The following is an 18,847-nucleotide window of genomic DNA, read 5'->3' on the forward strand; positions in this document are numbered from 1 at the left end:
ACCGTATCTCCTTGCAAAGGGGGTCGCCCGCACCCCGCCAGAGGCGAAAATCGCCACTGTCGCGATGCCGACGTGATACCGACAGGATACCGACATCGCGTTTTTGCCGCGAAGAGTTTCTGTGAGACCCCGTCAGACGGTCACAAAATCGCTCTTGGCATAGCCCTGAAGATAGAGAAGCGCGGTCAGATCGCCGTGGTTGATCCGAATGTCGCATTCCGCCGCCACACTGGGCTTGGCATGCATCGCCACCCCCGCCCCGGCCCGGTGCAACATGCCGAGATCATTGGCCCCATCCCCGACCGCGATCACATCCGCCTCGGCAATACCGAGCCGCGCCGTGATCTCTTCGAGCGCGGCCACCTTGGCCTCGCGCCCGAGGATCGGCATTCCGACCTCCCCGGTGAGCTTTTTGTCGCTGATAATCAACGTGTTGGCGCGGTTTTCGTCAAAGCCCAGATCGGCCGCCACATGGGCGGTAAAGGCGGTAAACCCGCCCGACACCAAGGCCGCATAGCCGCCCTTCGCGCGCATCGTCGCGATGAGGGTCCGGCCGCCTTCGACATAGGTGATCCGGCTGCCCAGAACCTTGTCGATCACCGCCTCATCGAGCCCCTTCATCAGCGCCACCCGCTCGATCAGCGCCCCGTCGAAATCGAGCTCGCCATTCATCGCCCGCGCGGTGATCGCTTTGACATGCTCGCCAACGCCTGCCTCCTCGGCCAGCTCGTCAATACATTCCTGCGCGATCATGGTGCTGTCCATATCCGCCAGAAGCATGGATTTACGTCTGTTTTCAGCCGGTTGCACGATCATGTCGACCCGCTCTTTCTGCAGGTCGGCCCAGACATCCCAGCGATTCCCCGGCACCTCCGCCAGGGTGAATTCCGCCGCCTCATCGGGGGCCAGCCACTGGGCATCACCGCCACCCCAGGCATTGCGCAGGCTCTCGACCAGAGCCGGGGCAAGCCCGTCTTTGGCGGCGATCAGGGAAACGACATACATGGGCGGAAATCCTCTCGTTGCTTGGGCTTCGACTAGCCCAGAACGCCGCCTTTGACCAGATACCAGCCACGCCACAGAGCGGGACGCAAGTTTCCGATCCGCTCCATTTCGCGTCGCAATTCACCCCCAAACCGCCGCATGGGCGTCATTTTCCCTGTTGCGGCGGCGCAGAAATCCCCCTAACCCTATCCGCGGGACACCCTTCCCCAACGAAGGGCGCTTATCTGGAAGGATAGCATCAATGGCTATTGACTACCCGGCAACGCGGCCGGCCAACCCGCGTTTTTCCTCTGGCCCCTGCGCCAAAATCCCCACCTTCGATCTGTCCAAACTGTCGGGCGCGCCTTTGGGCCGCAGCCACCGCGCAGCTGTCGGCAAGGAGCGGCTCAAATCCGCCATCGAAGGCACACGTGAAATTCTCGGCATCCCCGCCGATTACCGCATCGGTATCGTGCCCGCCTCGGACACCGGCGCCGTCGAAATGGCGCTGTGGAACCTGCTGGGCGAGCGCCCGGTTGAAATGCTCGCCTGGGAAAGCTTTGGCGCAGGCTGGGTCACCGATGTGGTCAAACAGCTCAAGCTCGACGCCGTGGTCCGCGACGCCCCCTATGGCGAGATCGTGAACCTTGCCGAGGTCGACACAGACAAGGACGTGGTGTTCACCTGGAACGGCACCACCTCCGGCGTGCGCGTCCCCAATGGCGACTGGATCAAATCGGACCGCGACGGCCTGACGATCTGCGACGCCACCAGTGCCGCCTTCGCGCAGGACCTGCCTTGGGACAAGCTCGATGTCACCACCTTCTCCTGGCAGAAGGTGCTTGGGGGCGAGGCCGCCCATGGCATGATCGTGCTCAGCCCGCGCGCCGTCGCCCGGCTCGAGAGCTATACCCCCGCCTGGCCGCTGCCCAAGATCTTCCGCCTGACCAAGGGCGGCAAGCTCATCGAAGGCATCTTTGAAGGGGCGACGATCAACACCCCCTCGATGCTGGCGGTCGAAGACTATCTTCTCGCCCTCGACTGGGCGCGCGCCAATGGCGGGCTCAAAGGGCTCATCGCCCGGGCCGATGCCAATGCCGGGGCGATTGCCAAATTTGTCGCAGCCACCCCGTGGCTCGAGAACCTCGCCCAAGATCCCGCTACCCGCTCGAACACCTCGGTCTGTCTGAAATTCGCCGATGCGCGGATCACCGATGGCGCAGGCTTTGCCAAGGCGGTCGCCAAGCGGCTCGAAGCCGAAGGCGTGGCCTATGACATCGGCGCCTATCGCGACGCGCCGGCCGGTCTGCGCATCTGGTGCGGCGGCACGGTGGAAACCTCCGATATTGAGGCGCTTTTGCCTTGGATCGACTGGGCCTTCCAATCGGAAATCGAGGCGCTGTCTCAGCCCGCGTGACCCGATTTCTTGCAAAGAAATCAGTCCGGGCTCTTTTCAAGAGCCCGGCCCGCTCCCAACATCTGCAATGAAGGACCAGACACATGGCTCCCAAAGTTCTCGTTTCCGACAAGCTCTCTGAAACCGCCGTCCAGATTTTCCGCGACCGCGGCATCGACGTGGATTTCCTGCCCGACGTGGGCAAGGACAAGGACAAGCTCGCTGAAATCATTGGCCAATATGATGGTCTCGCCATCCGTTCGGCCACCAAGGTCACCGAGAAAATCCTCGACGCCGCCACCAATCTCAAGGTGATCGGCCGCGCCGGGATCGGCACCGACAATATCGACAAGGACGCCGCCTCGAAAAAGGGCGTGATCGTCATGAACACGCCTTTCGGCAACATGATCACCACCGCCGAACATGCCATCGCGATGATGTTCGCCGTGGCACGTCAGCTGCCCGAAGCCTCTGCCTCGACCCATGCCGGCAAATGGGAAAAGTCGAAATTCATGGGGGTCGAGCTCACCGGCAAGACGCTCGGCGTCATTGGCGCGGGCAATATCGGCGGCATCGTCTGCGACCGCGCCCGTGGCCTCAAGATGAAGGTCGTGGCCTATGACCCCTTCCTGAGCCAGGAAAAGGCCGACAAGATGGGCGTCGAAAAGGTCGATCTCGACACGCTCGTCGCGCGCGCCGATTTCATCACGCTGCATGTGCCGCTGACCGATCAGACCCGCAACATCCTCTCCGCTGAACGGCTCGCCCAGACCAAGAAGGGCGTGCGCATCATCAACTGTGCCCGGGGCGGTCTGGTCGATGAGGCGGCGCTGGCCGAGCTGCTGAAATCCGGCCATGTGGCGGGTGCGGGCTTTGACGTGTTCTCGCAGGAACCGGCGACCGAAAACCCGCTCTTCGATCTGCCCAACGTGGTCTGCACCCCGCATCTGGGCGCCGCCACCACCGAGGCACAGGAAAACGTGGCGCTGCAGGTGGCGGAACAGATCTCCGACTATCTGCTGACCGGGGCCGTGTCGAACGCGCTCAACATGCCGTCGGTCACCGCCGAAGAGGCCAAGGTGATGGGCCCCTGGATCAAGCTCGCGGGCCATCTGGGCAATTTCATCGGCCAGATGACGGACGAGCCGATCAAGGCGATCAACATCCTCTATGACGGTGTGGTGTCGCAGATGAACCTCGAGGCGCTGACCTGTTCGGCGGTCGCGGGCATCATGAAATCGGTCAACCCCGAGGTGAACATGGTCTCGGCCCCGGTCATCGCCAAGGAACGCGGCGTCAAGATCTCGACCACGCATCAGGACAAATCGGGCGTCTTCGAGGGCTATATCAAGCTCACCGTTGTGACGGCCGAGCGGGAACGTTCGATCGGTGGCACGGTCTTCTCGGATGGCAAGCCGCGCTTTATCCAGATCAAGGGCATCAATATCGACGCCGAGATCGGGGCGCATATGCTCTACACCACCAATGAGGACGAGCCGGGCATCATCGGCATGCTGGGTCAGACCATGGGGCAGAACGGCGTCAACATCGCCAACTTTACCCTGGGCCGCTCGCAGGCCGGCGGTGAGGCCATCGCGCTTCTCTATGTCGATGCCGAAGTGCCCGCCCCGGTGATCAAGCAGCTCGAAGACACCGGCATGTTCAAACAGGTCCGGCCGCTGCAATTCGACGTGGCCTGACGCACAGACCCTTGCCGCCCCCGCCCTTCGCGCCCTAACCTTCGGGCAGCGACAGGCGGGGGCGGTGACATGAAAGACAGGCTACGGGAAGAGATCGAGGCGCGACGCGAGGATCTGATCGCGCTGACGCAGGATCTGATCCGCATCCCGACGCTCAATCCGCCGGGCCGCCATTACCGCGACATTTGCGACTATCTCGACCGCAGGCTTTTGCACGCAGGGTTCGAGACCGAGCTCATCCGCGCCACCGGCGCCCCTGGCGATAGCGACAAATACCCCCGTTGGAACATCGTCGCCCGCCGCGCCGGAAAACATCCCGGCGACTGCGTGCATTTCAATTCGCATACCGATGTGGTCGAGGTCGGCCATGGCTGGACCACCGACCCCTTTGGCGGTGAGGTGATCGACGGGCGCATCTATGGCCGGGGCGCCTGTGACATGAAGGGCGGCCTGGCCGCGTCGATCATCGCCGCCGAGGCCTTTATCGACCTCTGCCCCGACTTCTCCGGCGCCATCGAGATCAGCGGCACGGCGGATGAGGAATCCGGCGGGTTCGGCGGCGTCGCCTATCTCGCCGAACGCGGCTATTTCGATCCCGCCCGGGTCCAGCATGTGATCATCCCCGAACCGCTCAACAAGGACCGCGTCTGCCTCGGCCATCGCGGCGTCTGGTGGGCCGAGATCGAGACACGCGGCGAGATCGCCCATGGTTCGATGCCCTTTCTCGGCGATTGCGCCGTGCGCCACATGGGGGCGGTGCTCGACGAGATGGAGCGCAGCCTCTTCCCGGCGCTCGCCCGCAAGCGCACCGAGATGCCCGTCGTCCCCGAAGGCGCGCGGCAATCGACGCTCAACATCAATTCGATCCATGGCGGCGAGCCGGAACAAGAGGCGGATTACACCGGCCTGCCCTCGCCCTGCGTGCCCGACCGTTGCCGGATGGTGGTCGACCGGCGCTTTCTCATCGAGGAAAACATCGACGAGGTGCAGGCCGAGATCACCGATCTTCTCGACCGGATCGGCGCGAGCCGCGCCAATTTCGACTATGGTCTGCGCGAATTGCACCGGGTCCTGCCGAGCATGACCGACCGCGACGCGCCGATCGTGACCTCGGTCGCCCGCGCGGTCGAAGAGGTGATGGGCCGCGCCCCCGATTACGTAGTCTCGCCCGGCACCTATGACCAGAAACATATCGACCGGATCGGGCGGCTCAAGAACTGCATCGCCTATGGGCCGGGCATTCTCGATCTGGCGCATAAGCCCGATGAATATGTCGGCATCGACGACATGATCGAGGCGGCGCAGGTCATGGCGCTGAGCCTCCATGATCTGCTTGGCCCGAAACCGGCCTAGCCGTCACTCCACCGCGATATTGTCGATGAGCCGCACCCCGGCGAGCCACGCCGCCGCAAAAAGCCGCGCCGGGCGGGCCGGATCGAGGGCGGTGACAAGGCTCAGGTCGTCATTGGCGCGAATGTCGATGTAATCCACATCGCCAAAGCCCTGCGCCTGCAGGCGCTTGATCGCCGCCTGGGTGAGCTCGGCCGGGTCTTCCCCGCTAAGGAACCCTTCGACAATCCGCTCCATTTCTTCATGCAGCCGGGGCGCCGTCACCCGCGCCCTGTCGGACAAGAGCAGGTTGCGCGACGACATCGCCAACCCGTCGATCTCGCGGATCGTTGGACAGCCATGCACGGTGATCGGAATATCGAGATCGCGCGCCATCCGCCGAACCACCTGCAATTGCTGGAAATCCTTTTCGCCGAAAAACGCGTCGCTGGCCGAGGTCTGCAGGAACAGCTTGGCCACGACCGTCGCCACCCCTTCGAAATGGCCGGGCCGATAGGTGCCGTCCATCACATCGGTGAGCCCGCTCACGCTGACCGTGGTGGCAAAGCCGTCGGGGTACATCTCGTCACCATCGGGCACATAGATCGCATCCACCGAGAACCGCCGCAGTTTGCGCGCGTCATCCTCTTCGGTGCGCGGATAATTCTTGAGATCCTCGGGATTGTTGAACTGTTTCGGGTTGACGAAGATCGTCACGATCACCCGCTCACAGCTCTCTTCCGCCGCCTTCACCAGCGACAGATGCCCGTCATGCAGCGCGCCCATGGTGGGCACCACGCCGATCTTTTCCCCGGCCATCTGCCAGCCCCGCGTCATGGCGCACAGCTCGGCGAGGCTCCGAATGATCGGCGCGGTCATGTGGCGGCCTTTTGGGGCTGTTCGGCGGCAAAGGTATGCTCGCTGGCTGGAAACTGCCTTGCCCGCACCTCGTCGGCATAGGTGGCAATCGCCGCCTCGCCCTGGGTGCCGAGATCGGCATAGCGTTTGACGAACTTCGGCTTGAAGGCGGTAAAGAGGCCGAGCATGTCATCGACCACGAGGATCTGCCCATCACAGCCCGCCGACGCGCCGATGCCGATGGTCGGGATTGCGACCTCTTCGGTGATCCGATCGGCCATCACGGCGGGCACTTTTTCCAGCACCACGGCAAAGGCCCCGGCCTCTGCCACCGCCCGCGCATCGGCCAGAAGCTTCTCCGCCCCCGCATCGCGCCCCTGCACTTTATAGCCGCCAAGCGTGTTGATCGACTGCGGCGTGAGCCCGACATGCGCCATCACCGGCACGCCCCGCGCCACCAGAAACGCGATGGTCTCGGCCATATGGGTGCCACCTTCGAGCTTGACCGCGCCCGCGCCCGTCTCGGCCATGAGCCGCGCGGCGTTGCGAAACGCCTGTTCGGGGCTTTCCTCGTAGGAACCGAACGGCATGTCGATCACCATCATCGCCCGGCTCAGCCCACGGGCCACGGCTTGCCCATGCAGGATCATCATCTCCATCGTCACACCGAGCGTCGAGGGCAGCCCATGCACCACCATGCCGAGGCTGTCGCCAACGAGGACAAAATCGCAATGCGCGTCCATCATCTTGGCCATAGGCGTGGTATAGGCGGTCAGGCTGACAATCGGCGTACCGCCCTTCATCGCCCGTATATCATCGGGCATAGGCGCGGTTTTCCTCGCTGTGGCACTCATCTTTTGTCCTCCCAGACCGGCAGTTACGCCGCGTTGCAGCGATGCCTAGCAATTCCGCCACGCGATTTCCACGAAAAACCGCCCCGCGCCCTTGACGCGGGCCGTGGCGTCACGAAACTCATGCGCCATGATCCTGACCGCTCTTTCCCGATGACCGCGCCGCTGCGCATCGACAACCGCGCCGCGCGGCGGCTCTGGCTCGATGTCACCGGGCTCGGGCCGACGCCCACCGGGCCGCTCGATGTGCTCGGGATGATCCGGCGGCTGGGCTTTGTGCAGATCGACACGATCCGCAACGTGACCCGCGCCCATAATCACATCCTGTGGTCGCGCAATCAGAACTACCGCGAGGGCATGCTCTGGCCGCTTCTGGGCCGGGACCGGGCGATTTTCGAACATTTCACCCATGACGCCTCGCTCTTGCCGATGGAGGTTCTGCCCTATTGGCAGCGCCAATTCGACCGGCTCGGCGCCAAGGCGCGGCGCGCCGCCTGGTTTCAATCGGGGCTCGCCCAGGCCGAGATCGCCAGCATCCGCGCCCGGATCGAAACTGAGGGCCCGCTCTCGACCCATGCCTTTGAAACCAAGGCAGAAAGCCGCGAAATGTGGGCCCGCCCGCCGCATAAAAAGGCGCTGGATCAGATGTGGTACGCGGGCGATCTCGCCACCTGCTACCGCGAGAATTTCGTCAAATTCTACAACCTTCCAGAACGGGTCTTTCCCGCCCCCCTGCGCGACGCCCATCCCGATCCGGACGCCGTGGACTGGCTCTGCCGCGCGGCGCTTGACCGGCTGGGCTTTGCGACGCCCGGCGAGGTACAGCGTTTTTGGGCCGCGATGGACGCGAGCGAGACGCGCGACTGGGTCTCACATGCCACCGATCTCGTCCCGGTCGAGGTGGAGAGCGCCGACCGCCGCTGGACCGCCGCCCTTGCGCCTGCGGACATCGAGGCACGGCTCGCCCGCGCCCCGGCCCCGAGCGCCCGGCTTCGCCTGCTCAACCCGTTCGATCCCGCCATCCGCGACCGTGTACGGCTCGAACGGCTCTTCGGCTTTGCCTATCGCAATGAAATGTTTGTGCCCCCGGCGCAGCGCCGCTGGGGCTATTACGTCTACCCGCTGCTGGAAGGCGACCGCTTCGTGGGCCGGATCGAGCTCAAGGCAGATCGCGGCAAGGGCCAGATGCGGGTGACGGGCTTTTGGCCCGAACCCGCCATCCGCTGGGGGCCCGCCCGCTATGACCGTCTCGACGCGGAACTGGCGCGCTTTGCCCGTCTCGCCGGGGTCACTGAGATCCTCTGGGAGGCTGCGACCGCCCGCGCCTGACACGTCACGCCTCTTGCGCGAAATGCGCGGCGGCCGCCTCGGCAAAGACCTGCATAAGCCGGGTCTGCCGATGCCCGCGCAGATGGCCGATCACCACGCGCCCCGCCGTCGGACTGTCGCTGAGCGGTCGCGCCACCACCCGCCGCCCGTCATAGGTCCGATCATGGCGCGGCCGCGTCACCAGCACGGAATAGCCAAGCCCCTGCCCCACCATGCCGCGCACCAGCTCCATCGAGGGCGAGGTATGGGCGACATTGGCCTCCACCCCGGCGGCCCGGAAAAGCCCCAAAAACCAATCCCGGCTCGGCGGCATGTCGAGCAGGATCAACGGCTCTGCCGCCAGATCACGCAACCGCACCTCCGCCTGCCCCGCCAGCCGATGCCCCTCAGGCAAGAGCGCATAGGGCTGCGGCGCCGCCAACACCCGCGACGCAACGCTCTCGGGCAGGTCGATATCGTAGAGCAGCACCATATCCACCGCCCCCGCCTCCAGCGCCGCCAGCATCGCCGCCTGCGAGCCATCGCGCACCGCGAGCCGCAGCTCGGGATAGTCCCGCCCGAGCCGCGCGATCAGCGCTGGCAGCACCAGCGGCGCCAGCGTCGACACCGCCCCGATGGTCAGCTCACCGGCAAGCCCCGCCCCCGCATCCCGCGCCGCCCGGCCGAGCTCTCCGGCATGGGCCAGAAGGCTCCGCGCGGCGGGAAGAATGGTGCGCGCAGAGGCGGTTGGCGTCACCCCCTGCGCGTGCTGCCGCAACAAGAGCTGCACGCCGAGCTGCGCCTCCATCTTGGCCAGTGCCACGGAAATCGTCGGCTGCGACACATTGAGCCGCGCCGCCGCCCCGGCGACCGAGCCTTCGTCCACCGCCGCCAAGAGATATTCGAGCTGTCTGAGCGTAAAATCCTGCATGACTACATAGTATATGACTATGCCAATCCCAAAAAGAATGAATTTTGATTATTCACGGACCACCCCTATGCTCGCCCCACCCGGACCGCGCAGCAAAGGACGCCCCGCATGACCCGCCATGACAGCACGCTTTCGCCCCTCGCCGAACTGGCCTCCAACGTGGCCCAGCCCTTTGAACGCGCCCGTGCCATGCCGAAATCGGTCTATACGAGCGACGAGTTCCTCGCTGCAGAGATCGAGAATGTGTTCAAACAGGACTGGTTCTGCGTCACCCGCGCCGATGCGCTGCCCAATCCGGGCGATTACACCACGCTCGAACTCGCCGGTCAGCCGATCATGGTGATCCGCGACCGCGAAGGTCAGCTCCGCGCCCAGTCCAACGTCTGCCTGCACCGCATGTCGACCCTGCTTGAGGGTTCGGGCAACACCCGCGCCATCGTCTGCCCCTATCACGCCTGGACCTACAATCTCGACGGGCGGTTGCGCGGCGCGCCCGCGATGACCCTCAACGAAGCCTTCTGCAAGGACGGTCAGGCCCTGCCACAGGTGCGCTGCGAGGAATGGCACGGCTGGGTGATGATCACGCTCAACCCCGATGCCCCGCCGGTCTCCGAGACGCTCGCCGGTGTCGCCGATCTGGTCGGCGATTACGAGATGGAGAATTACCAGCAGACCTTTTTCGAGACCCACCGCTGGGACACCAACTGGAAGGTGCTGGCCGAGAATTTCATGGAAAGCTATCACCTGCCGGTCTGCCACGCGGGCACCATCGGCGGGCTGTCGAAGCTCGAGGAAATGGTCTGTCCGCCGGGCGAAGAGGCGTTCAACTATCACTGGATTCTGAAAGAGCCGGATTTCGTGCTGGGCAATGCCCATCCGACCAACACCCGGCTCAGCGGGGAACGCCGCCGCACGACCTTTCTGCTGGCGATCTACCCGAGCCTGCTGATCACGCTGACCCCCGGCTATTTCTGGTATCTGTCGCTGCACCCGCATGGGGTCGGTCAGGTCGAGATCCGCTTTGGCGGCGGCATGGCCCCGGAGTTTGTCAACGACCCCGAGGCACAGAGCCATTTCAACGCGCTCAAGGCCCTCTTGGATGACGTGAATGTCGAGGATCGCGGCTGCACCGAAAAGGTCTACAACGGGCTTTGCTCGGACATGGCCACCCCCGGCCATCTGAGCCATCTGGAACGCCCGAACTATGATTTCGCGCAGTATCTCAACGCACGGGTGAACGGCGGCTGACACCGCGCGCGCCTGCGCCGGGATATCTGGAAAAAACGCCGCCCGGAACCGACGGAACCGGGCGGCGTTCGCGTATCAAAGACATAGCGCAACACCGCCCGCCCCCGGAGCCCCCACGCGGGTCGCCCCGGGCCACGGGCCAAAAGGACAGCCGCCGCATGAGATCCAAGCTTTTCTTCGGCACCGTGGCCCTCGCCGCGTTGCAGATCACCCCGCTCGCCGCCCATGACACCCCCATTCCCGTGGTCGACACCGCGCAGGCCGTCGAGGCCGCCCAATGGTCCGACAATGTCACGATCACCATCGACCAGGCCGCCCAGACCTTCCGGTTTCAATCCGACGGCATGCCGAGCCATGGCTTTGCCGAGAAATACCTGATCCCCAACAATCCGACCCAACAGCCCTTCTCGGACAAGCCCGCCGAGGCCTTTACCCCGGTGAGTTCGGCAGAGTATTTCAAACCCTCGCCGGTCGACACCACGATCACCACACGCCCGACCTATACCGAGGAGGTCACCGACACCTCGCTCGGCCGCATCGGCGTGGCCATCAGCGGGGCGCAGATCTTCAACGATTACGAGAACTTTGAACGCTCCGTCGTGGCGCAGGATGATCAGGTCGTGCATGACCACGTGGCCTTTCTCGACGCATGCAACGGTCATACGCTCGCCGATGGGACAAATTACCATTACCACGGCGTGCCGGTCTGCATCACCGATGATCTCGAGACCCAGGGCAGCCATTCCGTGATGATCGGCGTGATCGAGGACGGGTTTCCGGTCTATGGCAATCAGGATGCCGAGGGCGCGATCGTCACCAATGCCGATCTCGACGAATGCAGCGGCCACTTTGGCGCGACGCCGGAATTCCCCGAGGGCATCTACCACTATCACCTGACCAAGGACGAAGCGCCCTATATGATCGACTGCTACCATGGCGAGGTCGAGGTCACCGCACAGCAGGGTGCCCCCGGTGGCGGCCCGGATTTCGCCGCAGCCGCAGCAACGCTCGGTATCAGCACAGAGGCGCTGCGCGACGCGCTCGGCACCTCCATGCCGCCCGATTTCGCCGCCGCAGCCGCCACGCTCGGGCTGAGCGAAGACGCCCTGCGCGCCGCCCTGCCGCCGCCGGGTCAACCGCGTCCGTAACACTCACGATCACTTGAAATCTGGACCGCCTTCAGGGCGGTCCAGCCCCGGCTCACAGCCCGGTTTCGAGCCGATCCAGCAAGGTGTCGAGCATGCTGTCGCAGCGCTCGATCTGGCTCACTTCGACGAACTCATCGGGCTTGTGCCCCTGCATCATCGACCCCGGCCCACAGACCACCGTCGGAATGCTGAGCTCTTGCGAGAAGAGCCCGCCTTCGGTGCCAAAGGCCACTTTGCAGGTCGCATTGCCGCCGGTCAGCGATTTGACAAAGCCCACCACCTCGGCGGTGCCCGGCGTGTCGAGACCGGGGTAGGAGAAGTTCTCGGAAATCTCGATGCTGGCCTCCGGCGCATGGTCGCGCACCCGGGCGACGATCTCTTCGGCCCGGTCGCGAATACCGGCGAGGATCTTCTGCGGGTCGTCCTGCGCCAGATTGCGGATCTCGAAATCCACCTCACAAAGGTTTGGCACGATGTTGAGCGCCACGCCGCCCTGCATCTTGGCCGCATGGACGGTGGTATAGCTCACGTCGTAATCGCCATCCTGCGCCCCGCGCTCGCGCAGATCATCCTGCACCTCGCGCAGCACGCTCACCAGATCACAGCCCAGATGCAGCGCGTTCATCGCCAGCGGGGCCAGCGCCGAATGCCCCTCGCGCCCGACACAGCGCGCCTTGAGGGCGATCTTGCCCTTATGGCCGGTGGCCACAGTGAGGCTGGTGGGCTCGCCCACGATACACATCGCAGGCCGCACCGGCGCATCGCGCAACAGGTCGATCATCGACCGCACCCCCTGACAGCCGATCTCCTCGTCATAGGAAAAGGCCAGATGCAGCGGTGTCTTGAGCTCGCGTTTCGCGGCCTTGAGGCCCGCGGCCAGCGCACAGGCGACAAAGGCCTTCATATCCGCCGTGCCGCGCCCGAAATACTTGCCGTCTTCCTGGGTCAGGCGAAAGGCGGGCTTGGTCCAATCCTGCCCATCCACCGGCACCACATCGGTATGCCCCGAGAGCATCACGCCCCGGCCATCGCGCGGCCCGATGGTGGCGAGCAGATTGGCCTTCTTGCCATCGCTGTCGGGGATCAGCTCGGCCTCGACGCCGACATCGGCAAGCAGCCCCTGAATGAACCGCATCAAATCGATGTTGGGGTTGCGGCTGACCGTGTCAAAGCCGATGAGCCGGTCCAAAATCTCTGCGCTGTTCATCCTGTCTCTCCCGGATTGCCTCTCGGCACGGGTTTGCCGGGTTTCCCCGCCGGGATCAAGCGCTCAGACGATGCGGGAAAAGCCGCTGATGAGCTGCCGCAGCCCGAGCGCCGCACCGGCCAGGATCGCCGCGAAGGTCACCGGCGCGCTATAGGCCAGCACCGACATGGCCGAGACCCCCTGCCCGATGGTACAGCCCATCGCCAGCACCGCCCCAAACCCCATCAACACCGCGCCGAGGATCTGCCGGCGCAGCTCGCGCGGGTCCTCGCAGGCCTCCCAGCGGAAATGCCCCTTGATCGCACTGCCCAAGAGCGCCCCCGCCAGCACGCCAAGCACCGAGCCGACGCCAAAGCTGAGCCCGCCGCCGCTGCTGGTCATCACATAGAGCATGGTCTCGCCCAGCGGTGCGGTGAAACTGTGGCTCTCGATGGGGATGAGGGTGAACCCGCCCCGCGCCAGATGCACCGTCCCGGCCCAGCCGCTGACAATCGCCAGCCCCACCGCCACCGCCCAGAAAAGCGCCCGCCGGTCGCCCCGCAATACCGGCGAGACGAGCAGCGCCAGCACCGCCAGCGTCCAGAGGCCGAGACCCACCGCCCAGACCGGCAGCCCGGTGATCCAGCCCAAGAGCGCCGCCAGATCGCGGCTCTGAATATCAAGCGCCGTGCCATGCACCAGCCACAGCCGCAGACCGGCCAAGGGCCCCGAGATCGCCGCATAGGCCGCCATCCCCATCACCAGCACGATCACCCAGGACCGCAGATCGCCGCCCCCCGCCCGCGCCAGCGCGCCAAAACCGCAATTGCCCGCCAACGCCATGCCGTAGCCAAAGAGACCGCCGCCCAGCGCCGCGGCCAGCGGCGAAAACGGCGACATATGGTAAATCGTCCGCCCCAGCGGCATGAGCCCCAGCGCCATAAGCGAAAACACCCCGAGCCCCGCGACCGCCATCGCCATCAGCCACATGCGCAGCCGCAGCGAACTGCCCTGATAGAGCAGGTCTTCGATCGCGCCGAGGGTACAGAACCGCCCGAGCCGCGCCGCCAGACCCAGCACGATACCGCCCGCGCCCCCGACAAGAGCGACGAGAAACGGATCGGGCAAGGCAGCGCTCAGCACGGCCCGTCAGCCCGGATTGCAGAAAATGTCGTAGACCACGTCGAGAACCCGCACCGCCCGTGGATCGCTCAGCGCGTAATAGATCACCTTGCCCTCGCGCCGGGGCCGGACAAGCCCCTCCTGCCGCAGCCGCGACAATTGCTGCGACACCGCCGCCTGCCGCGACGACAACAGCTCTTCGAGCTCGGTCACGGATTTCTCGCCGCTGGCCAGGTGACACAGGATCATGAGCCGCCCCTCATGGCTGATCGCCTTGAGGAAATTCGACGCATCACAGGCGTTTTTCATCATCCGCGTGATGTCCTCATCGGACATATCCTTGGAGATGAGAGGCAAGTTCATGCGCGCCGCCTTGGCTGTGTCGGGGTCCGCGATGGGTAGCGCAGCCCCCGCCATATCGCAAGAATCTTGGGGGTTGGCCGCTTGCATTGCCGGGTCGTCGTGGATTTCGCGCCTCACTGCGGCACCTCCTCTTTCGCCTCTGGCAGGGCCGTGGCCCCCGTCTCCGGCAGGGCTGTGGCCTCGGGATGCGCCTCGAGCATCTGCCCCAGCAGGAACCAGAAAAACTGATCCCCGGCATAGCCTTCGATGCGCTGCAACTCGCGCCCCTCCTCCATCAACACGAAGGTCGGGGTAAAAACCGGGCGGCTCTTGAATTCCAGATCTTCGGGCAGATCATGCAGATCGACCCGGCGCAGCGGCGCACGCTTGCCCTCTTCGGTCTTGGGATAGGCGGGCGCGATCTCGCGGTCCCAGGCCTCGCACCAGGGACAGCCGACCTGCTCGACCATCACCAGCTCGGCGGCGCGCAGCGGCTGGGTCGTGATCAGCGCGCACAGCGCCGACACCAGGACCACGCGCGCCCGTCCGGCCCACGCCATCCTTTGCGGCCTCGCAGCCCGCATCGTTCCCGTCGCCCTATGCACCCTGGCTCTTCCCCGCGCCTGTCCCACCCGGATCGCCCGAGGGTTGTTCTTGCTAAAATATTCTTATTCTGGAATATGATCAAGCCACGGCTCCGTGATAGCCGCCAACCGGCGAGGTCCCGCATGTTCGATGTCTCCATCCTTGGCGCGATGCTCGGGGGGCTTCTGGTGTTCTTTTCGCCCTGCGTCCTGCCCATCGTGCCGTTTTACCTGAGCTATATGGCCGGGGCTTCGATGGCCGAGATCAGCGCCGATGGCCGCCTCGCGCCGGGGCTGCGCCGCCGCGCCGTGCTGGCCTCGGTGATGTTCTCGCTGGGCATCATCACGGTCTTTGTGCTGCTCGGCGCCGCCGCCTATGGGCTGAGCCAGACCTTCCGCGGCTTGCAGACCGAATTTCGCATCTTCGCCGCCATCGTCGTGGCGCTGATGGGGCTGCATTTCCTCGGGGTGATCCGCATCGGCTTTCTCAACCGCATGGTACAGCTCGAGGCGGGCGACACCTCCAACATGTCGGTGCTCGGGGCCTATGTCGTCGGCCTCGCCTTCGCGGCGGGCTGGACGCCCTGCGTTGGTGGCGTGCTCACCGCCGTGGTGTTCACCGCCAGCACCGAAGAGACCGCGCTGCGCGGGCTGATCTTGCTGATCACCTTCGGCATCGGGATGACCGCGCCTTTCGTGGTGGCCGCGCTCTTTATCGGGCCGTTCCTGCGCTTTGCCGCACGGTTCCGCCGCCACCTGCCCAAGGTGGAAAAGGCGATGGGCCTCTTGCTCTTGGTCTTTGCGGCGCTCATCGCAACTGATACAATTAACCTGATCGCCAACTGGATGTTGACCGCCTTCCCCGCCTTCCAGAAGATCGGAAGCGGGTTCTGACCGCGGCCCTTCCGGCGCGCCTCTTTCGAAAGGACATGCCATGCCCCGTCTCTTCGCCCTCGCCGCCGCCGCCCTGCTCGCACTGGGCCTGACCACCGCGATTCCCACCACCGCCGCCGCTGTCGAGCTCGGCGATGACGGGCTACACAAGACCGATTGGATGCGCGACACGTTCAAGGACCTGCGCGAAGACCTCGCCGAGGCCAATGCCGAAGGCAAACGGCTCGCCATCATCATGGAACAGCGCGGCTGCGTCTATTGCACCCAGATGCATGAGGAAATCTTTCCGCAGCCGGTGCTTGCCGACTATATCCGCGACAATTTCTTCGTCGTGCAGATGAACCTGCATGGCGACACCGAAGTGACCGATTTCGACGGCGAAGCGCTGAGCGAAAAGCAGGCGGCGCGTAAATGGGGGATGCTTTTCACCCCGACGATTCTCTTCTTGCCGGAAGAGGTGGCCGAGGATCAGACCGCCGCCCATTCTGCGGTGGCGGTGATGCCCGGCGCCTTTGGGCTCGGCACCACGATCGACATGTTCACCTGGGTGGCGGAAAAGCGTTATGAGCTTGATAATGGGGAGGATTTTCAACGCTACCACGCCCGCCGCATCCAGGAGCGCGACAACGGAAGCACCGACTGACGACCCATGACGCGGCAGCGGCGGGCTGCGATTTCATCTTGCCCGCTATACAGAGCCTGCGTATTGATATACAAAAAAATGAATATGTTTGGGAGGACACATGGCAAAGACACTTACCCTTAGTGTAGGGCTGGCATTGGCTGCTACGTGCGTTTCCGCCGCGGAAATCGCACCCAGCGATGTCACCTACGAGGACGGCGCTGTGGCGCAGTCGCTCTCCGGTGCGGCAGGCGATGCCACGCGAGGGCGCGAAATCGTCGGCAACAAGAGCCTTGGCAATTGCGTTGCCTGTCACATGATCAGCGATCAGGCCGAAGTGCCGTTCCACGGTGAAATCGGCCCGCCGCTCGATGGTGCGGGCGAACGCTGGTCCGAGGCAGAGCTGCGCGGCATCGTCGCCAACGCGAAGATGATGTTCGACGGCTCGATGATGCCCTCCTTCTACAAGACCGAAGGCTTCATCCGCCCCGGCAAGGCCTATACCGGCAAAGCCGCAGACGATACGTTCGGCCCGATCCTGACGGCCCAGCAGATCGAGGATGTCGTCGCCTATCTGACAACCCTCAAAGAGTGATTGCGGCCCGGCCCGTCGCGGCTGGACCAAGGATTCCAGGAGTTTAAAATGCAGCTTTCACGACGCAATGTGATGATCATGGGCACCGGCGCCTTTGTCGCCTTCGGCCTGCCCATGAGCGCCAATGCCAAGGGCGAGGATGAAATCGCCGCCTTCACCGGCGGCGCGGAGATGGCCGACACCGGCATCACCCTCACCGCCCCCGAGATCGCCGAAAACGGCAACACCGTTCCGATCGAGGTCTCCGCCCCCGGCGCGACCGAAATCATGGTGCTGGCGCTCGGCAACCCGGTGCCGCCCGTGGCCACGTTCAAATTCGGCCCGCTCGCCGCGAGCCAACACGCCTCCACCCGTATCCGCCTCGCCGGAACACAGGATGTCGTGGCCATCGCCAAAATGGCGGACGGCAGCTTTGCCAAGGCATCGAGCACCGTCAAGGTTACCATCGGCGGCTGCGGCGGCTGATCCTCAATTCAGGAGATTTAGAAGATGGCAAAAGATGTAAAACCACGCGTCAAGGTGCCCAAGAAGGCCGCCGCCGGTGAGAGCATCACCATCAAGACGCTGATCAGCCACAAGATGGAAAGCGGCCAGCGCAAAGATGGCGATGGCAATGTGATCCCGCGCTCGATCATCAATCGCTTCACCTGCGATTTCAACGGAGAGAACGTGATCGACGTGACGCTGGAACCGGCGATCTCGACCAACCCGTTCCTCGAATTCGAAGCCACCGTCCCGGAAGCCGGCGAATTCCACTTCACCTGGCATGACGATGACGGATCGGTTTACGAGGACAAGAAAGCAATCGAAATCGGATAAGCGCCGGTCATTCAGGGAGGATACCAATGATAAAAAGAACCGTGGCACTGGGCGCTTTGGGGTCGCTGCTTCTGGCGGCAGCCCCGGCACTGGCCGGACCGGTCGATGACACGCTCGTGGTCAATGACGAGATCGAAATGACCACCCGCACCGCCGCGCCCGAACATCTGTCGGACGTGATGGACGAGGTGATCTCAGGCTGGCATTTCCGCGGCGATGAAACCCGCCTGATGCAAGCCGATGATTTCGACAATCCCGGCATGATCTTCGTCGAACAGGCCCGCGATTCCTGGGGCGAGGTCGAAGGCACCGAGGGCAAATCCTGCGCCTCCTGCCATAACGAACCCGAGAGCCTCGCCGGCGTCCGCGCCGTCTATCCGAAATGGAATGAAGAGGCGGGCGAGGTGCGCACGCTGGAAATGCAGGTCAATGACTGCCGCGTGAACCAGATGGGCGCGGAAGAGCTGAAATATACCAGCGTTCCGATGCAGTCGATGGTGTCGCTGATTTCCTCGGTGTCGCGCGGCATGCCCGTCAATGTGGCGATCGACGGCCCGGCCCAGGAGACCTGGGAAAAGGGCAAGGAGATCTACTACACCCGTTTCGGTCAGCTCGAACTGGCCTGCGCGAATTGCCACGAAGACAATTACGGCAACATGATCCGCGCCGACCACCTGAGCCAGGGCCAGATCAACGGCTTTCCGGTCTACCGGCTCAAGAACACCAAGCTGAACGCGGCGCATGACCGGTTCAAAGGCTGTATCCGCGACACCCGCGCGGAAACCTTTGCCCCCGGCAGCCCCGAGTTCGTGGCGCTCGAGCTCTATGTCGCCTCGCGCGGCAATGGTCTCTCGGTCGAAGGGCCGTCGGTCCGCAACTAACCTGCAAGAGCCTCGCGCCGCTTTGCCGTGGCGCGAGGCTTTTTTGCCT

The 18,847-nt window shown here is 64.3% G+C and carries 20 protein-coding genes; 12 read left to right on the forward strand and 8 right to left on the reverse strand.

All coding sequences use genetic code 11. From position 1 onward, the window contains the following. Positions 1 to 132: 132 nt before the first annotated feature. Complete coding sequence (gene serB / locus WA237_RS10945; protein ID WP_336097708.1) at positions 133 to 1,005, reverse strand: phosphoserine phosphatase SerB; 873 nt, start codon at positions 1,003 to 1,005, stop codon at positions 133 to 135. 241 nt (positions 1,006 to 1,246) lie between these two features. On the opposite strand from serB, the gene WA237_RS10950 reads away from it, so the two are divergent. The 3 genes from WA237_RS10950 (at position 1,247) to WA237_RS10960 (ending at position 5,433) form a co-directional block, all read left to right on the forward strand. Continuing rightward, positions 1,247 to 2,401: a phosphoserine transaminase gene (locus WA237_RS10950; protein WP_336097709.1), complete on the forward strand. Its 1,155-nt coding sequence runs from the start codon at positions 1,247 to 1,249 to the stop codon at positions 2,399 to 2,401. Positions 2,402 to 2,484: 83 nt separating this feature from the next. Next, positions 2,485 to 4,080, forward strand: coding sequence for a phosphoglycerate dehydrogenase (gene serA, locus WA237_RS10955; RefSeq protein WP_009814115.1), 1,596 nt, complete (start codon positions 2,485 to 2,487; stop codon positions 4,078 to 4,080). A gap of 69 nt (positions 4,081 to 4,149) precedes the next feature. Beyond that, entirely contained in the window at positions 4,150 to 5,433 is a 1,284-nt protein-coding gene (locus tag WA237_RS10960) for an acetylornithine deacetylase/succinyl-diaminopimelate desuccinylase family protein (protein ID WP_336097710.1), read from the forward strand. Positions 5,434 to 5,436: 3 nt separating this feature from the next. Here the strand turns inward: WA237_RS10960 and panC are convergent, their stop codons facing one another. Further along, entirely contained in the window at positions 5,437 to 6,288 is an 852-nt protein-coding gene (panC, locus tag WA237_RS10965) for a pantoate--beta-alanine ligase (protein WP_336097711.1), read from the reverse strand. Next, entirely contained in the window at positions 6,285 to 7,121 is an 837-nt protein-coding gene (gene panB / locus WA237_RS10970) for a 3-methyl-2-oxobutanoate hydroxymethyltransferase (protein WP_216014849.1), read from the reverse strand. The genes panC and panB overlap by 4 nt, the downstream gene beginning before the upstream one ends. Positions 7,122 to 7,241: 120 nt before the next feature. Here panB and WA237_RS10975 point away from each other — a divergent pair, with 120 nt between their 5' ends. Next, positions 7,242 to 8,447 carry a winged helix-turn-helix domain-containing protein gene (locus WA237_RS10975; protein ID WP_336097713.1) on the forward strand — a complete coding sequence of 402 codons (1,206 nt, stop codon included), beginning with the start codon at positions 7,242 to 7,244 and terminating at the stop codon, positions 8,445 to 8,447. A gap of 4 nt (positions 8,448 to 8,451) precedes the next feature. On the opposite strand, the gene WA237_RS10980 is transcribed toward WA237_RS10975, so the two are convergent. Then, complete coding sequence (locus tag WA237_RS10980; RefSeq protein WP_336097714.1) at positions 8,452 to 9,357, reverse strand: LysR family transcriptional regulator; 906 nt, start codon at positions 9,355 to 9,357, stop codon at positions 8,452 to 8,454. 108 nt (positions 9,358 to 9,465) lie between these two features. Here WA237_RS10980 and WA237_RS10985 point away from each other — a divergent pair, with 108 nt between their 5' ends. Next, on the forward strand, positions 9,466 to 10,605 hold the full coding sequence (locus WA237_RS10985; RefSeq protein ID WP_336097715.1) for an aromatic ring-hydroxylating oxygenase subunit alpha: 1,140 nt from the start codon (positions 9,466 to 9,468) through the stop codon (positions 10,603 to 10,605). A gap of 158 nt (positions 10,606 to 10,763) precedes the next feature. Continuing rightward, positions 10,764 to 11,753 carry a YHYH protein gene (locus WA237_RS10990; RefSeq protein ID WP_336097716.1) on the forward strand — a complete coding sequence of 330 codons (990 nt, stop codon included), beginning with the start codon at positions 10,764 to 10,766 and terminating at the stop codon, positions 11,751 to 11,753. 52 nt (positions 11,754 to 11,805) lie between these two features. Here the strand turns inward: WA237_RS10990 and argE are convergent, their stop codons facing one another. The 4 genes from argE to WA237_RS11010 form a co-directional block, all read right to left on the reverse strand. Further along, positions 11,806 to 12,960: an acetylornithine deacetylase gene (argE, locus tag WA237_RS10995; RefSeq protein WP_336097717.1), complete on the reverse strand. Its 1,155-nt coding sequence runs from the start codon at positions 12,958 to 12,960 to the stop codon at positions 11,806 to 11,808. 63 nt (positions 12,961 to 13,023) lie between these two features. After that, positions 13,024 to 14,082 carry a YeeE/YedE family protein gene (locus tag WA237_RS11000; protein ID WP_336097718.1) on the reverse strand — a complete coding sequence of 353 codons (1,059 nt, stop codon included), beginning with the start codon at positions 14,080 to 14,082 and terminating at the stop codon, positions 13,024 to 13,026. Between the two features lie 6 nt (positions 14,083 to 14,088). Then, a complete protein-coding gene (locus WA237_RS11005) occupies positions 14,089 to 14,424 on the reverse strand; it encodes an ArsR/SmtB family transcription factor (protein WP_040618460.1) in 336 nt (111 codons plus the stop codon). 113 nt (positions 14,425 to 14,537) lie between these two features. Then, positions 14,538 to 14,939 carry a hypothetical protein gene (locus WA237_RS11010; protein ID WP_336097719.1) on the reverse strand — a complete coding sequence of 134 codons (402 nt, stop codon included), beginning with the start codon at positions 14,937 to 14,939 and terminating at the stop codon, positions 14,538 to 14,540. 192 nt (positions 14,940 to 15,131) lie between these two features. On the opposite strand from WA237_RS11010, the gene WA237_RS11015 reads away from it, so the two are divergent. The 6 genes from WA237_RS11015 (at position 15,132) to soxA (ending at position 18,798) form a co-directional block, all read left to right on the forward strand. After that, positions 15,132 to 15,881 carry a cytochrome c biogenesis CcdA family protein gene (locus WA237_RS11015; RefSeq protein ID WP_009814103.1) on the forward strand — a complete coding sequence of 250 codons (750 nt, stop codon included), beginning with the start codon at positions 15,132 to 15,134 and terminating at the stop codon, positions 15,879 to 15,881. A 40-nt stretch (positions 15,882 to 15,921) separates the two neighbouring features. Beyond that, on the forward strand, positions 15,922 to 16,524 hold the full coding sequence (locus WA237_RS11020) for a SoxW family protein (RefSeq protein WP_336097720.1): 603 nt from the start codon (positions 15,922 to 15,924) through the stop codon (positions 16,522 to 16,524). Positions 16,525 to 16,624: 100 nt separating this feature from the next. Then, entirely contained in the window at positions 16,625 to 17,098 is a 474-nt protein-coding gene (gene soxX, locus WA237_RS11025; protein WP_040618014.1) for a sulfur oxidation c-type cytochrome SoxX, read from the forward strand. A 48-nt stretch (positions 17,099 to 17,146) separates the two neighbouring features. After that, positions 17,147 to 17,563 carry a thiosulfate oxidation carrier protein SoxY gene (soxY, locus tag WA237_RS11030; RefSeq protein WP_040618013.1) on the forward strand — a complete coding sequence of 139 codons (417 nt, stop codon included), beginning with the start codon at positions 17,147 to 17,149 and terminating at the stop codon, positions 17,561 to 17,563. 24 nt (positions 17,564 to 17,587) lie between these two features. Beyond that, positions 17,588 to 17,917, forward strand: coding sequence for a thiosulfate oxidation carrier complex protein SoxZ (soxZ, locus tag WA237_RS11035; protein ID WP_009814099.1), 330 nt, complete (start codon positions 17,588 to 17,590; stop codon positions 17,915 to 17,917). Positions 17,918 to 17,943: 26 nt separating this feature from the next. Further along, on the forward strand, positions 17,944 to 18,798 hold the full coding sequence (gene soxA, locus WA237_RS11040) for a sulfur oxidation c-type cytochrome SoxA (RefSeq protein WP_216014840.1): 855 nt from the start codon (positions 17,944 to 17,946) through the stop codon (positions 18,796 to 18,798). The last annotated feature ends 49 nt before the right edge of the window (positions 18,799 to 18,847 follow it).

The sequence above is a fragment of the Roseovarius sp. CH_XMU1461 genome, from assembly GCF_037027165.1.
Lineage (GTDB): Bacteria > Pseudomonadota > Alphaproteobacteria > Rhodobacterales > Rhodobacteraceae > Roseovarius > Roseovarius nubinhibens.